The sequence below is a fragment of the candidate division KSB1 bacterium genome (assembly GCA_034506395.1).
Classification (GTDB): domain Bacteria; phylum Zhuqueibacterota; class Zhuqueibacteria; order Thermofontimicrobiales; family Thermofontimicrobiaceae; genus Thermofontimicrobium.
In genome coordinates, this window is sequence record JAPDPQ010000018.1 from 51,163 (window position 1) to 67,777 (window position 16,615).

General features: G+C 47.0%; 8 protein-coding genes. 4 read left to right on the plus strand and 4 right to left on the minus strand.

What is annotated here, in order from left to right:
* The first annotated feature begins 764 nt into the window (after positions 1-764).
* The 4 genes from ONB37_12500 (at position 765) to ONB37_12515 (ending at position 6,417) form a co-directional block, all read left to right on the plus strand.
* Positions 765-2,009: a hypothetical protein gene (locus ONB37_12500; GenBank protein ID MDZ7400974.1), complete on the plus strand. Its 1,245-nt coding sequence runs from the start codon at positions 765-767 to the stop codon at positions 2,007-2,009.
* Between the two features lie 14 nt (positions 2,010-2,023).
* Complete coding sequence (locus ONB37_12505) at positions 2,024-3,232, plus strand: PLP-dependent aminotransferase family protein (GenBank protein MDZ7400975.1); 1,209 nt, start codon at positions 2,024-2,026, stop codon at positions 3,230-3,232.
* A 177-nt stretch (positions 3,233-3,409) separates the two neighbouring features.
* Positions 3,410-4,447, plus strand: a complete 1,038-nt coding sequence (locus ONB37_12510; protein MDZ7400976.1) for a homoserine dehydrogenase — start codon at positions 3,410-3,412, stop codon at positions 4,445-4,447.
* Between the two features lie 194 nt (positions 4,448-4,641).
* On the plus strand, positions 4,642-6,417 hold the full coding sequence (locus ONB37_12515; GenBank protein MDZ7400977.1) for an aldehyde ferredoxin oxidoreductase family protein: 1,776 nt from the start codon (positions 4,642-4,644) through the stop codon (positions 6,415-6,417).
* 65 nt (positions 6,418-6,482) lie between these two features.
* On the opposite strand, the gene ONB37_12520 is transcribed toward ONB37_12515, so the two are convergent.
* The 4 genes from ONB37_12520 to ONB37_12535 form a co-directional block, all read right to left on the minus strand.
* Positions 6,483-7,469: a hypothetical protein gene (locus tag ONB37_12520; protein MDZ7400978.1), complete on the minus strand. Its 987-nt coding sequence runs from the start codon at positions 7,467-7,469 to the stop codon at positions 6,483-6,485.
* Positions 7,470-7,491: 22 nt separating this feature from the next.
* Entirely contained in the window at positions 7,492-8,067 is a 576-nt protein-coding gene (locus tag ONB37_12525; GenBank protein ID MDZ7400979.1) for a hypothetical protein, read from the minus strand.
* Positions 8,068-8,782: 715 nt separating this feature from the next.
* Entirely contained in the window at positions 8,783-11,149 is a 2,367-nt protein-coding gene (locus ONB37_12530) for an OmpA family protein (protein MDZ7400980.1), read from the minus strand.
* A gap of 160 nt (positions 11,150-11,309) precedes the next feature.
* Complete coding sequence (locus ONB37_12535) at positions 11,310-16,412, minus strand: gliding motility-associated C-terminal domain-containing protein (GenBank protein ID MDZ7400981.1); 5,103 nt, start codon at positions 16,410-16,412, stop codon at positions 11,310-11,312.
* Between the last annotated feature and the right edge of the window lie 203 nt (positions 16,413-16,615).

The window sequence follows — 16,615 nt, forward strand, 5'->3', positions numbered from 1 at the left end:
GCCTAACCAAGAAGTTCGATCAAGCGATCGGTTTGGTCATCGAAAATTCGACAAAGAACTAAGTGATAGATCTTTGTGCAGCCAAGGTTCAATGGAAAAAAAGAATGTGCCTCGATCTTTATTTTTCGGGCAGATCATTGTTGGGATATTTATCAGTCTCTGCCTTTCGATCCACAGCTATCTGAATTTTTCATCATCTTTTCTGAACTCAGCCTTGCTACTTTAGATCAGACATGGTCGCTTTCTGATTTGCCGAAGCATGGCAACTCTTTAGCACAATTTTGATTTATTTGTTGAGGAGGTGATTTGCCTTTGCGAGGCTCCCTGTTTCATAGCTAAAGCCTCAAATTGTAGTATTGCGGAAGGATGAATCTCTGTGTCATGATCAGCAAGATTTCCCTTCCACTTTGATGACCATTTGTAAGAACACAGCGTGGCTCAAAAGATTGGAGCAAAGGGATCAATTTTTAAGAAATGACTTGACTTTTTATTAAAATGTTATATTTTCTTGGTAGCACAATTGATTTTCTAACCGAACTAAATTGAGATATGCGAGCAGAAAAGCGACCGCTGTTAATCATCTCACCGTTCAAAAGCAATCGAATTACTCCATCCATTCCCGAGTTTCCATCACCCCGCAGCAATGACCTACTGACTGGCAATATAATATGTCTGGCAACAACCGTCATTTATTCCAGATCGATTTATAAATTGGTCAAATCATGAATTCTGCCTTGAACCGCTAAAACAAGGAGATCAAATTTATGCATTACAAATTACTGTCCCCAGACGACCTTAAAGCCATGGATGCGCTAAAGGCATACCATGGCGGTGCAGAAGAGATTATGCGAACGATGCATCATATGCGCGATTTTTCGGTTCGAAAAAGGATTCTTGCGGAGAAAGGTTTTGGAACGATGATCGAGCGAGCCGAACAATTGGTGAAACAATTTGCTAAAGTGCAGGATTTCGAACGGTCGGCGAATATTCGATACAACGAACGATTCGGTATTGCCACTTCTCAGGTTTCTGGGTTTCAAGGCGCTAAAGCGACTTTTCGCTGTATGCAACGCATTGCCGAAAGCGCTCAAACTGATATTCCAGTCTATGTCCCAGCAGAAATGATCTCGGTGATGGCATTGACCGATGACTATGTATACAACGGGGATTTGCTTGCGACTTTGACCATGGCAGAAAACATCATGAAAGTCTCCAAGTTTTGCAACACCAATCTGATTGGTATTCCGCAGCCCGAAAAGCGTTTTCAGGAATTAGAGAAAGTTACTGGCAAAAAATTCCCCCGCATTTCAATTGATCGCGAAACTTCAAAGCTCAGATTGGTCAACCAAGGCACATTTTTCGGCAATTTCGGCGGCATTGAGGTGTCCAATGACAATCATCTGATCTATTTGGATGGGATCACCCGTTGCGCTAAGGCCACCGGCGGTAATTTCTATTTGAATCCAAGTTGGAGCACCATTATAGCGATTTGCTACTACGGCCGCGATCTGACAGACCTTCACATCAAAGTTTCCATGTTACTATCCACCCAAAATCTGATGCAGTTCCGCATGTTGCTCAATATCATGAAAGAATACTTGCGCGATGATGGGACCAGTCCAATTTATGAGGTGAATATCGGCAATGCTGTGACGCCAGAGAACTTCATTCGTTGCAGTGATGAATTAAAAGCAAGCGGGATCAAAGGGGTGAGCTTGGCAGCGCATATTTTTATCAATCCCGATCTTGGGGCGGCAGATTATAATTGGTTCGACAACGCGATTCGGGTGCTGGAGAACGGTACCAATATGACTTTCAAATATGAAAGCGACGGAACCGCTCGCGAGATGGATACCATGGAGGCCTATTTCATTTCCAAAGAGGAATTGGATCAGAAGTCAAATATCATCGGCGATGTGATGTACTACAAATGTCTGCGATGCACCAGAGATGCACGAGAGTTCATGAAACGGGGCATCCGCGTGAAATTCGGTAGCAGCTCATTATAATCAACGGATGGCCTATGGAAGAAAAATTTGCTGAGCTCTATTCAGAGCATATCAAACAGATGAAAGCCTCTGCTATCCGTGAAATTTGCAAATTGATCGCCAAACCAGAGATCATTTCTCTGGCTGGTGGATGGCCAGACCCAGCGACATTCCCCGTCGAGGAAGCACGCGAGATCCTTGCGGATATTCTCGAGAAACAGTGGCGCTATGCCTTACAATACGGGACGACTGAAGGCCTGCCCGAATTTCGGGAGTTCATCGCTCAATGGGCCAAACAGCACGAGCATATCGACATCACGGCCGATCAGATCCTGCTGACCACTGGCTCAACCCAAGGAATGGATCTGGCTGGCAAAACATTGATTAACCCCGGCGATCTGATCTGTGCAGAGTTGCCCACTTATTTCCTCGGTGCCTTCACGATCTATGGCGCCAAAGTCATCGGAATTCCAATCGATGACCATGGCATTCAAACCGATCAATTTGAACAAAAATTAAAGGAATTGTATCGAAATGGCCAGCGGATCAAATTGCTTTACATCCAACCGAATTTCCAAAATCCCACTGGAGCCACCTTAGCTTTAGATCGTCGGCATCAAGTGATCCAGTTGGCCAATGAATATAATTTCATGATTGTCGAGGATAATCCATACGGCGACATAAATTTCGAGGCCCAATCGCTGCCAGCTTTAAAAGCACTGGATCGATCGGAGCGAGTTATCTACCTCCGATCGTTTTCAAAAGTGTTTTCTCCAGGGATTCGGCTTGCCTGGGCTGCTGGGGAGGCTCAAGTCATTCGCAAGATGGCTATTGCCAAGCAATATATTGATGCCTGTAGCTGCACGCTATCCCAATATCTCATGTACGAATTCTGCAAACGGGGGTATCTGGAGCAACAGATCCAAAAAAATATTTCGTTCTATCAGGCCAAACGCGATTTCATGCTACAAGCGCTGGAACGGTACTTTCCTGAATCGGTTCAATGGAACCGACCGAAAGGGGGATTTTTCATCTTCGTTCGATTGCCAGACTACATGGATGCTGGAGAAATTCTGGAGGAAGCAGTGGCCAACAACGTCGCTTTCATCTCTGGAGCACCTTTTTACATTGATGGCAGTGGCTGCAATACGATGCGGTTATCTTATGCGCAATCGTCAAATCATGAAATCGAACAAGCGATTAAAGTGATTGGGCAAATCATCAAAAAGCGGCTCAAATCCTAAATTTGTCCCTGCTTCAATTTTCAAGCATCAACGAGTACCCTATTAAAAAATGACTGATGCTTTTTATTTACATTATTTCATTCGTTCTTCAACATTAGAAAAAGGCCATTTTGCCTGATGCTACTGGTGAATTAAAGGCGGATTGAATAAATATCAACGAAAACAACGGAGCGAACGATGAAGCACAAACTTATTTTAATCGGATTCGGAGTTGTTGGTCAGGGATTAACCGAAATTCTCATTTCTAAAAAAGATTTTCTCCAACAAAAGTTTGGTTTTGAGTATGAAATTGTCGCTGTCTCAGATTTGCTGAAAGGATCGATTGCCAATCCGCAGGGGCTTGATCCTATAATGTTGCTCGATCTGGTGAAATCTGGCAAAAAGCTGAATGAATACTCGCATGGAACAACTGGAATGGATGCGCTGACCACCATTAACCGGGTTGATGCGGATATTATGATCGAGGTTTCCTACACAGATGTGAAGACCGGCGAGCCTGCGACATCGCATTGCCGAGCGGCTTTCCAAAGAGGGATGCATGTGGTCACGACCAACAAAGGCCCAGTGGCGCTGTTCTATCATGATCTGAAAAAATTAGCCAGCTCAAAAGGCTTGATGTTCGGCATCGAGGGGACAGTGATGAGCGGCACTCCAGTGCTCAATACTGGGATGAAAAGTCTGGCTGGCTGCAACTTCACCCGTATCAGCGGCATTTTGAACGGCACGACCAACTTCATCTTGACCGAGATGGAGCAAGGCAAATCTTATGAAGCGGCTTTGAAAAAAGCCCAGGAATTGGGGTATGCTGAGGCTGATCCCACAGGCGATGTTGAGGGCTGGGATGCATTGGCCAAAGTGATTATCCTTTCCAATGTGTTGATGGGAGGCAATGTGAAATTCCAAGACGCCGAACGAGAGGGCATTACCAAAATCACGCTCGAAGATGTTCAAAAAGCCAAAGCAGAAGGAGCGCGCTGGAAGCTCATCGGCGAGACCAGCATCCAAGAAGGCAAAATCAAAGCCAAGGTTGCGCCCAAAAAACTGCCGCTTTCCGATCCCTTGGCAAGCGTGATGGGTGCTACCAATGCCATCACCTTCGAAACCGATCTCATGGGCAATGTGACGGTCATCGGCAAAGGGGCTGGGAAAATCGAGACTGGATTTTCAGTTTTAAGCGACCTATTGGATATTCATCGCACCGTGACGGGCAGGTAACAGCTTTCCATGCAAGGCGCATAGGGCATGGCGCAAGGTATGATCTTGTTGATTCGGGAAAAAAAGCTTTTGCTTCATTCAATAAGATGGAAGGTTGCCTAATTTTCATACTCCATCCATCATGCTGCCTGCAATGGAGTTCACTTCTCTTCATAAACCACTGATCAATGCTTATCTCAGAAGGAGACCAAGATATGTACGGCGCATACATGAATAAATTCATGTCAATCGATTTGACAACCCGCGAGATTACCACAGGCACGCTCGATCCTCAATTAGCAGAAAATTATGTTGGCGCAAAAGGAATGGGATTGCGATTATTGTATGATCTCGCTCCCCGGGTCGATGCGCTATCCCCGGAAAATCTGCTCATTTTCGTCACCGGGCCACTGACTGGCACCTTGGTTCAAACCTCGGCTCGATCCACCGTAGTCACCAAGTCGCCGCTCACCAACGGCTTTTTGGATACCCATGCTGGTGGCCACTTCGGGCCTGCATTAAAGCGAGCGGGGTACGATTATATTGTGATTCGTGGGAAATCGGAACAACCGGTTTATCTTTATATCACACCCAAAGGCTGCGAAATTCGCGACGCAAATCAATTGTGGGGAAAAGGCATCTTTGAGACCGAAAAAAGCTTAAAACAAAACCATCCTGGCAGTCGAGTCGCTTCGATTGGCCCAGCAGGAGAAAATCAGGTGCTCTATGCTTGTATCGGCTGCGATCTCTATCGGCAATTTGGCCGCGGCGGTGCTGGCGCGGTGATGGGGTCGAAAAATTTAAAGGCCGTCGTGGTCAATGGCAATGAAAAAATCCATTACGCCGATGAGGCTGGATTCAAGGAGCTCAACAAAATACTGACCGATGACGTGCGCGAGCATCCCAAGGCCAAGCTGAGATATGATCTCGGCACCATGATGTGGATCCGAATGGGGCAGGAGATTGGGCAATTCCTTCCTACGCGCAATTTTCAAAAGGGTCTGTTTGATCAATATGAGAAGATCACCTCAGAAACGATGAAACGGGAGTTGAACTGGAAAAGCGTCGGCTGTTTCAATTGTATTATCAAATGCTCTAAAATGGCCAAATGGGACGGCTACGAGCTGGAAGGTCCAGAGTACGAAACAACCGCCTTTTTGGGGTCCGGGTGCGAGATCAGCGATGCCAAAACCGTAGCCAAGGCCAACTTGCTCTGCGATGATCTCGGACTGGATACAATCTCAACCGGCGTCACCTGTTCCTTTGCCATGGAGTGCTACGAAAAGGGCTTGCTCAAAGAGACCGATGGCTTGAAATTGAACTTCGGCAATGGTGAAGCGCTGCTAAATCTCATTGCCAAGATCGCCCATCGAAAAGGTATTGGCGATCTATTTGCCAATGGGACGCGACTGGCATCTCAAGCCATTGGCCAGGGCTCGGAATATTTTGCCATCAATACTTATGGCATGGAAATATCCGGCGTTAATATCAAAGGTTGCATGTCCATGGGGCTGGCCATGGCCACATCGGATTTTGCCAGCCATACGCGGCTCTGGACCGCTACCGATGAGATGAACGGCAATCTCACCATCGAAGGCCTGCCGGAATATGTGTATAAAGGCCAGGACGAGATCAATATTCGCAACTCGCTGGTGGTATGCGATTTTCTGATGTTCGGCCTAGATCGCCTGGCACCAATTCTATCGAAAGCGACTGGGATGGAATTCACGCCTGAAAAATTAATGATGATTGGTGAACGCATTCATAATTTAGCTCGACTTTATAATTTGAACAATGGCCGAACGGGCAAAGACGATACTCTCCCGCCACGGTTCTTCGAGGAGGAAATGACCGCTGGTCTGTTGAAAGGCAAGAAAATGACACGGGAATTCTTTCACGACCTGCTGCAAAAATATTATCGGCTCCGAGGCTGGGATGAGAATGGCATCCCCACCTCAGCAAAATTACAACAGTTGGGTCTGCCTCGCTGACGAATCAGTGCGATATTGCTTCAACTCCCCGAGCTGCGCTAACGCCCCCAGGTCATAGCTGGGGGCTAACTTTTCTTCAAAATCACGACTCGATTGGCACCATAGTCTGCCACAAACACATCGCCCTGCTGGTCCACCGCCACATCGATCGGCAGGCTTCCGGCCGCATGATCCAGCTCGATCTGATCCAGAAATTTACCATCTCGATTGAATACCTCTAACGTCCGACAATAAAACGTAGCCAAGTAAATACGATCCTCTCGGTCGATAGCGATTCCAGGATTGTTCACCATGGAACCAAAGTCATTGGTTCTCCCCTTTGAATAATATTTTATGAGACTATTTTCCATCAAACTGATCCGCGTGAGATGGCATCCCACTGTTGAGTCGGGGAAAGACGCCTGCCCTACCAGCCAGACGGACCCTTTGGAATCAATGCTCATATCAGAAACCAATCGCAAAGACGAATCTTGCTCCGTTGGCAGAGGGATTTCAAAGTGTAACCCATTATCCTTATCGATTTTCATCAGTTGCAAGCCATTCGTCACGTAGACATAGCCTTGATAACAAGCGATCGCCGCTGGAGGCAACTGTGCTTCAAACTGAGCAAAGTCGAATTCACCAATAAATCGGCCATCAATCTGAAATCTTAAAATGCAAAAACCTTGACATGGAACCCAAGAACCATCCATTAGTTGCGAATAGGGCTTTACCAGGACATGAAGAATGCGATCCGAATCCATTGCCATGTCGATCGGTTCATAGCGCGCATAAGCGCCACCTGGTTTATCGGTGAAATCGACAATTGTTTTTTGGTAGTTGCCCTGTCGATCAAAGCATTGAATCTTATAGCTATTATTTTGTCGAGCTGGATTGGAATTGACGACAAAAACCAAGCCTGATTGATTCTCAAATAAGATTGAAATTGGTCTTTTTTCTGTAGAGAACTCTTTGACAGATTTGAGGGAGATTGAAACCGGGTTTTTCTCGCAGCCAAGGCAAGCCAAAATCATTAAGGCGATCCCCCCTAACAGCAAGCTACCCTTTTTCATTGTAACCTCCATTTTTTTAGATTTAATTTGAAAGTTTGACATAAAGCGGATCAGCAAAGCCTGAATTCAAGTATTCTTGTGGCAGCCTTTCGCCAAGCAACAATAAAGCTAATGCAGCATCATGTCGCTCCAATTCAGAACTGGTCAGTACCAAATCTCCAGCGGCACACCGATACAAAAGATCAAGTCCATCTTTTTTCTTGCGATAAGCTAGCGCTCTTGCTGCATTGAACCGGAGAAATTGGTCATTCGCGTTTTTCAAAACATCGAACAAGAGTTGCTCTGCCTCGTCCAGTTGGCTTGCTGCCAGCAATAATATGCCCGACCGACTAAAGTCAAGATTATCGAGTTCACTTTTCAACTTTTGGATGAACTCATGTTCTGTGTACCAAGTAACCAGATCTTTTCCAGTCCGTTTGTAATAATTCAGTTCCTCCCACTTCCATGATTTGCTAACATCCAGCAAGTAGATTCTTTTCAACAATTCGATTTTAATATCCTCACTGAAGTAATCGCTCCTGGATGGCTCGGTGGCTTGCGAACAAAACAAAAATAGCGATGTAATAATCGCTAAGAAGATAAGTTGGTAAGTCTTCATAGCGGCCCCTCCATTTTTTGATCCAAGGTTCATTATCGCTTAAGAAAAAGAGATAAAGTTGATGGGCTGAGTTGATCGAGGACTTGGTCAATTCATCGATGCTATTGGGGCAAACCGAATGAAACATCTCACTGAAGGGCTCACTTGTCGCAATGTGAAGAACTGATCTCAGACACCGACTTCAATCGAAAGATGAAATGACCTCTCATTTCGTCCTCATTAACGGTGTTTATTTGATTAACGATTGACAAATGAGTGAGGTTCCCAGCTCTACTTTTCGATTCTGCTCAGGCCTAGGTTCCGAATATGTTGTGATCGAACGGAGATAAATAATGCGAAGATGAATAGTCCTTAATGCTTTGGAAGCTTTGCAATCGATCGCTGACGCCTGCTTCAAAAGTAAACCAAAATTAGAGATTGAAAATAATAACAAAAAGTATCCGCTCAAACCAACCAGAAAGACACGAAAACTTCCCGAAAAATTTTAATTCTGCCTCTTTCACGGTGTTTTGTAATCAAAGGATGCTCATTTTTTCATTGGTGATCATTTTGGGGAGTTTATATTGTATATGATCTTCCACAATAGATGCAGTTTGAAATGGCACCGGGATCCCCACCGATGGTAGGTGTTCTTGCCACATGAGAAAATTTGGAAATGCCTGCATTTGCAAGCATGACACACCTATTTAGTACGTTTGTCCCCTCCATGACATTATTAATACAAAATAAAAATCTCTACCCTTCGATTCATCATCCTTCCCTCGGGCAAATCGTTATCGATCAGCGGCTTGTTCATGCCAAAACCCTGGTAGGTCATTCGGGTTTTGGAGATGCCCTGATCCATGAAATAGCGGGCCACCGTTTCGGCGCGTCGAAGCGAGAGCCGCATGTTGTAATCTGGATCACCGATCACGTCGGTGTGCCCCTGAATGAGCAAAGTAGCAACTGAATTGCTGCGCAATTTCCCAGCGTTTAATTCTAACTCATCTCGCAATGACTTTTGCGACAGGTCCATATCGGCTCGGTCATATTTGAACAGGATTAATCGCGTCTTCTCGATGTTCTTTTGGATGTATTCCCGAGCGACCTCACTGATTCGTTCCACCCGAATCTCTTTTGGACTGGTTGCAAATTCCTGCCCGAATTGATCCCAAAGTCGCAGTTGGTATCGGTAGCTTTTCCCAATGGATACGCTTTGCCCAAGGTCGTTCTTCCAGTCCCAGACGATCTGGTCGTGCACTGGGTTTTTGCCAGCGAAGACTTTGAAGGTATCCTGTGGTTCGGTCAAAATGACCAGCTCCCACCTTTTTAACCCTGATTCTGCAACTAAATTCTGAATATAAAATTCACATTGATCATGGGAAGAGGCGATTTCGCTGGTTTCGGTGACAATGGGATCGAGAATGGGCTGGGAGTTAGGGGGGCATGTGATTTCGACCCGCTGATTTTCTTCGCGGCCGCGGGGATCGAGATTGCTGGCTGGGTCTGGGGGTAAACCATAAGCCTCAATTTTGATCTGTCGCGGGTTCACCCCGCAATTTTTGACCAGGTAATCCCGGACCGCTTCGGCGCGTCGCCTCGATAGCTCAAGATCGCCTTTTTCGATCCCCCAATCGGAATTATACCCGCGAACGATGATCTCCATTTCAGGATGATCCCACAGCCTTTTGGCAATCACATTGAGCGTGTTACGATATTTGGTCAAGATATCCAGCAGCCTTTCAGGAGAAAAGACAAATTTGGTCATTCGATGCTGCTCTGGATTTAAAATTTCATATCGTTTTGGACTGAGCACAGCACTGCCCTCATCAAAAAAGATATAGGGCAAGAGCGGATCACGACTGAAGATGCGGGTGGTCTCACGGATGATTAATTTATCCACGGAAGCAAGGACATCCGCTCCCAAGGCCGGCCGCTTTTTCACCGTGAGATGGATCGGGAGTTGCTTCTGTTTTTCGCGGCTCTGAGCAATCAGTTGGATCGGGTAATCGCCAGGCGGGCATTGGTAGGACGGAGTAATCGTAAGCATCAGACCTTGGTCATCATTGTGGTGCAGCGGGACTATGCTATATTCAAGATAGGAAGGCATTTCACCAATTTTGACGCGAACTGGATCATTGAAATTGCCGATCCGCTTGACGCCGATACGATAACGCGCCTGTTCGCCGGGATAGATTGACTGGCTGGTAGCCTCGGCGACGAGCTCGAAATCATATCTCGGCCGCGACAGGACATAGGACAATAGCAATAAATGGGAAGCACCAGAGACCTGGCTCAGCTCAGAGAGAGGGTAGCGATACTCATAGTCGAAACGCAACCAGTGCTGCTGGATCGGAATCATGAAGGCCGCACCGGCCCCGAGCTCATAGCGATAGAAATTTGCCCGCATCATGGCACGTTGCTCTGCGAACCACCGCTCCATTCCAATCTGAAAATCGATCTGATCCTCCTCGTAACAAAAGCTGAGTGTCGGGTTCGCGATGCGAGTCTTTAAAAGTAGCCCGCTGTGAAACTGGATCGGCAAGCGGACAATATCGTCTGCCAGCGAGATATCAGGACGATTGATATGCTTAACCCCCAATCCAACGAAAAAAGGATCCAAAGGATTTATCAGCAAGCTGACGCCGAAATCGAGCACGCTCTTCGAGGCCCCCTGCGCAAACACAGGATCATTCAGGTCCCTGAGCTTGAAGTTCTCTTCAGCATAAGAGACAGCCAGCAACCCAATGTCCAATCCCAAGCAAAGCCTGTCATCTAATATCGAACGACCATATCCCAGAGCGAGGTTGCTCGTCCGATAAATACCAGAGCTGAAGTAATGCCCAGTCAAGCCCAGACTGCCAAATGGGCGCCACGGATATATGATGCCCGCAAAACCATTTTTTAGCCCAGCTCCCTCCAAGCCAAAATGGTATAGCTCGTAGCCAGCCACAAATTGCGGATCCTGTTGAAGCGCCATCGCTGCCGGGGATAAAAATAGAGTCCGTGGATCATTGGAATTGCCCACATTGCCGCGGACACCCTGAGCAATTCCGACGATTGGAACTAATAGCAAAATACATAACGCGGCTAATCTTTTCATCTTCCAAAACCTTCCAGCATTTTTTTGGCGATTTGGCAATTGGGGAATCGTTGGGTCAATCAGATTAGAAATGCGTCCAATTTATTGGTAAAATGCCATACATTGAAAAATTGCACATCGAGCCCAATTGTCCAACGAACCAGTCACCCAATAAGTCCAATCATCTCGCAATACTAATGATCCCTTTGGCGATCACTTTGCTTCCTTGTTTGACGATATAGATATAAGCGCCCGGCTTTACCACCTTGCCCCGATCATCCAGACCTGCCCAGATGAAGGAATTTTTGAGATCGATGATCTTTCTTCCGCTGATATCGAAAATAGAAATCAAGATATCGCCTGAGATGGCATCTGGGATTTGAAATTCGGTGTAATCATTGAAGCCATCGTTATTCGGCGTGAATGGGTTCGGCAGCACCGAAAACTGTTGAATGGTTCCCTGGCGCGGCAACACATTGACCACCACTGTCTCCTGATGGGTAATCCCACCCCCTGTGGCAGTGACAGTCGGATAGTATAGACCTTGCGGAAAATTGCGTGGCACCCAGAACTCAAGGCTGATGGAAAACGGGATACTGAATGGACGGGACGTATATCTGGCTTCCATCCCCTCTGGGACATTGGACACAGAGACCGTAATCTGAGCGTCAAAGCCACCGACTGGAATAAATGAGATGAAAAATTGGATGTGCTCACCCACCACCACTGCCTGACTATCCGGCTCGATGATCATAATGAAATCCATTCGTTGTAGCACGCGAATAGCAATTCTTGTCTGATGGGTGATCCCGCCTCCAGTGGCAGTAATGACTGGATAATAGACTCCCGGTTCGATATCGGTCGCGGTGGAAAATGCGATAGCAAATGAAGTTGGAATTGCAAACGGCTCAGAAGGATATTGCGCTCTCATACCAAGCGGCAGATCAGTTATCTGCAGGCTTATAGCCGCCGAGAAATCTCCGATCGGCTCAAATGATAGTTGAAAGGTCGCAGTTTCGCCCTGATAGATACTCTGACTATCTGGAACTACGGACATCGAAAAATCGGCTGGGACCACTTTTTGGAGAACGACGATGGTCACCGTATCCTGATGAGTTATCCCGCCATCGCTTGCTCCGATCACTGGCTGATAGCTCCCAGGTACAATCTCGGGCGTTGTGGAAAATGTCACATTCAAAATTGCCGGGATCGAAAATGGCTCTTTTGGATAATCTGCAAACATGCCATCTGGAATATTCGAAATGGTCAGAATCACCGCATCTGTCCACTGGCCAATAGGCGCTAATGAAACCTCGAACACAGCCGATTCCCCCTGGTAGATCGTTTGGCTATCTGGCACGACCGAAATTGAAAAATCGGGCTGGACGATTTTTTCATTCACGATGATCGTGACCGTATCCAGATGGGTAATGCCTCCCCCTGCTGCTGCAATAATTGGTGAATAGGGTCCTGGCAAGATCTCTGAATCGGTAGCGAATGTTAACTTAACTTGATTGGGAATGGTGAACGGCTCTACAGGCAAGCTGACAGACATCCCACTGGGCAGATTCGAGACAGAAACGCTAATATATGAATCGAAGTCCCCGATCGGCTGGAAGCTGAGCGTTACATCCGCGCTGCCGCCCTGATAAATATTCTGGCTATCCGGCTGGACGATCATGATAAAATCGGGCGGAATGGGCCGGGGCTGGACATTGATGAATATGGTGTCTGAATGGCTGATGCCACCTCCGAAAGCTGTGATGATTAGCGAGTAATCGCCTGGGACAAGGGCTTCCGTGGTGGCGAAAATGATCGTTTGCGTCGCTGGAATCGAAATTGGTTCGTTCGGATAAATCGCTTGAATTCCCTCAGGGACATTCAGAATCGAGAGGGTAACTGGAAAATCGAAGACTCCCACCGGGGTCAGCGACACGTCAAACTTTGCGCTATCGCCTGGGAAGACCATCTGGGTATCGGGCACGACATTCATGAGAAAATCGCGCAGCGGCTGAACGATCCGAATGCTTGTCCCAGATGCCAGCAGTGGGATAGGATAGTCGTCGGGATCACTGGCGCTGGTGGTGGGAATGCTGAACTGGATCTCGCTCTGGTCTGGGGTATTGTCATCGCTAAAAAATTGAATTGCAGCCAGGCTGCCATAACCATTGACACCGATCTGGCCTGGAGGCTGAGAAATTTTTATAGAGATTTGACCATCAGGTATGTCAAATTGATATGAGAGGATAGCTGACGACCCAAATAAATTTCCAAGGACGATACTGTCGACAGACACATACTGGGGTTCAGAATATTTGAGGATCAAATCTACTTGAAACAAGTTTTCGACTGGCTCGCCCTCATTGCCGATTTGAATCTCGACCCAGAAACTATCACCGGCAAAGACTTCGCTGTCAGACACTGTTGCAAAAATTGGAACGGCTGTATAAACTGGAGTCACGACGGTCGTATCAGTTTTGATAATTCCCCGATTACCGAGATGGTCTATGGCATAATAGCTATAGAAATAGACGCCTGGTTCGATTTGTCCAGACATCAAGTCTCTGGGCGTGGTCGGGGTTCCTAAGGTATCTTGAAACACATCCATAAAAATCTGAGCCACACCGCAGCCTAGGCTGTCCGTGGCACCAAGGACCTGAACGAGATAAGGCTGACCTTCAGCGATAGTGTCTGGCGCGCTACTGAAATAGCCAAATGGTGCTGTGCCGTCAATTTGAATAGTCGTGACTGCGCTCCCAATATTTCCAGCGCTGTCCTGAAGGCTCACCTGTATCGGGTAATTTCCATCTTTTTTGTTGGCGATGGAAAAATGAAATGCCGTTGTTTGATTGATTCCAGCTCGAATCGCAATTTGAACAAGCGTATCGGCTAAAATTGGCCCAGCCAATTCGATGGCTTTGGGATACAACTCATCATAAGAAACGATCAACGTAGCTGAATCAGTTTGCCCTGGATTGAACCAATTTTCTTGATAGCCAGGCTGAAGAAAACTCAATTTCGTGATTTTCGGCCGTGTAGTATCGGCAGTGAACTTCCAAGCATCGGAAAATGGGCCATAAATCATACCATCAAAGGCAGAAACCCGCCAAAACCACTCCCCTTCAGTGAGCGGGGATTGAATCACATAGCTTGCAACACCAGAGGCGGCGTCGACTGGCGGGCTCGGTGAAAAGCCTGTCGGGTTCTTGTTTGACTCGACCAAAAAGTCGGGAATACCCCAATTGCCATCACGATCCAATTCAATTTTAAAATGCAGCAGATCGTTATTGGGATCGCCAGGAACAAACCAGCTCAATTTCGGATTCAGTTGATTGATGAAACTATTGTTCAGAGGAGCTACAAGTACTGGAGCGAAAGGCGCCTCGTTTTTAAATAGCGGCAAAAATTTCAGGATGAACAGCCCTGTTTCATCGCAGGATAAATAAACATATTCCTGATCTACTGCAACCCCATAAGCTGTGCTACCGGCCACGTAGAATCCCACTTCTTTCGGATCAGCTGGATTCATCACGTCGATAACGCGTAAGCCACTGGCGCCGTTGGCGATGTATAGATAGCGCTGCTGGGCCACAATTTCAAAGGCCGGGCTAATTAGCTGCATTTGTCCGATACGAATGGGACGCACGGGATCGAGGATGTCGATCAACCATAAGTAATTTTGGGCTGTTCCGAGATAAGCATAGTGATCGTTCACATCAACGCTGATGGCTGTCCCATTCACAGATAGGCTGCCCATCTTGACAGGTTGAGAAGGATTATGGATATCAAAAATAACCAATCCATCATCACCAGCCGCGATAAACGCATAATGGTCTTTTATAGCGATCGCTTCGGCGCGTTTGCCAGGCAACTCTACTGATCGAATGACACTCGGTTGAAAAGGATCGCTGATATCGATAATGCGCAATCCAAACGTCGGATCAGCCACATAAGCGAGATCATTTTGAATAGCTACCCGCTTGGCGCTTAGGTTTTGATCGGCCGCTCCGATCTCTTTAGGGGTTATGGGATCCTCGAATGAAACAATGCGCAGCCCCTTATCAAAATTGGTGAGGTAAGCCAGGCGATTATTGAGAACAACATCCTCTGCTTGCCCGCTCAAATCCAATGAGCTGATTCGAGATGGGTTGGTACGATCCGCCACGTCAATCAGTCGGATACCAGCTTCGCGTTTGACCAGAAAAGCGGAATTCCCCTCAAGAGCTATCCCGCGGGAGAAACCATCGGTCTCGATAAACGATATTTCCATCGGGGCAGAGAAATTATCGACATTGATGCATCGTAGCCCGTTCGCGCCATCGGCGACCAATGCCAAGTTATTCGTCAAGGCCAGTTCATAAGGTTGGCCTGCTGTATCGTAATGTCCCACCACCGAAGGGGTCTCAGGACGGGATACGTCAATGATCCATAAGCCAGTTTCTTGGTCGGCGAGATAGGCGTAATTTCCCTTCAGCGAGATCGCAGTGGCAAATTGAAACGTCTCGAGCGCGCCACGCTCAATCGGGTTTGCATACCGATCCGAAATATCGAGCACCCGCAGGCCAGCCGAACCAGCAGCGACATAAGCGAAATTGCCGCTTATTGCGACATCCATTACCCCGTCAAAAGTCGTATACTTTCCTGCACGCGCTGGAGCATATGGATTGGTGATGTCAAATACCTGTAGTCCTCCGTGCTGATCCGCAACGTAAGCAAAATATCCATTGGCATCGGTGGCGACTTTCTTGGCCCAACCATCGCTGTCAACTGCTCCCATTTGCTTGGGCTGCCAGGGGATGGAGATATCGATGACCAACAGACCATTAGGGCCATCGGCTATCAAAAGACGCGTGCCGCTAATGACCAACCCGCTCGCAATCCCTAATGTTTCAAGATAAGATTGCTCGACCGGATTATTTGGTCGTGATATATCGATCACCCGCAAGCCCGCACCTGCATTGGCGATATATGCGTAATTGCTGGAGATCGCAATATGATAGATCGCATCAGGCAGCAGCAAGCGACTCGCTCGGCTCGGGTTGGCTGCATTCGAGATATCGGCAATTTCAAAATATGCTCCGTTCCCAAAATATGCACTTGTGCCATTAGCATTGGCTGATGCTGCCAAACAGGGGCCAAAGCCGTAACGCCCGATCAAGCTCACGTTCCATGCATATGGGATATTGTTTTGTGGGATCGGCTGGGCTGCGATTGTTGGTATCATCAATAGCGTCAGCCCTGCTCCTACCCAAAATGCGATGATTTTTCGGCTGGTGATCTTCACAGTGGCAGCTCCTTTTTAGACAATTGAAATTTGGTAGGGAAATGATCAGCCGATTTTTCTTTTTATTCAATATAGAAAATTTAATTTACTTTGTCAAGATGAAAAATTTTGCCAGACCGAACACGCTTCAGTGTCTTCATTCTCATTGGTGTTCGCTTTCGATAGGACGTCTCCTAAAATTCCAGCGTTCTTGAATAGAAAAA

What these genes read in the sequence shown, in the direction of transcription:
- ONB37_12500 (MDZ7400974.1), top strand. Translation starts at nt 765, where the DNA reads ATGCATTACAAATTACTGTCCCCAGACGACCTTAAAGCCATGGATGCG.
- ONB37_12505 (MDZ7400975.1), top strand. Translation starts at nt 2,024, where the DNA reads ATGGAAGAAAAATTTGCTGAGCTCTATTCAGAGCATATCAAACAGATG.
- ONB37_12510 (MDZ7400976.1), top strand. Translation starts at nt 3,410, where the DNA reads ATGAAGCACAAACTTATTTTAATCGGATTCGGAGTTGTTGGTCAGGGA.
- ONB37_12515 (MDZ7400977.1), top strand. Translation starts at nt 4,642, where the DNA reads ATGTACGGCGCATACATGAATAAATTCATGTCAATCGATTTGACAACC.
- ONB37_12520 (MDZ7400978.1), bottom strand. Translation starts at nt 7,469, where the DNA reads ATGAAAAAGGGTAGCTTGCTGTTAGGGGGGATCGCCTTAATGATTTTG.
- ONB37_12525 (MDZ7400979.1), bottom strand. Translation starts at nt 8,067, where the DNA reads ATGAAGACTTACCAACTTATCTTCTTAGCGATTATTACATCGCTATTT.
- ONB37_12530 (MDZ7400980.1), bottom strand. Translation starts at nt 11,149, where the DNA reads ATGAAAAGATTAGCCGCGTTATGTATTTTGCTATTAGTTCCAATCGTC.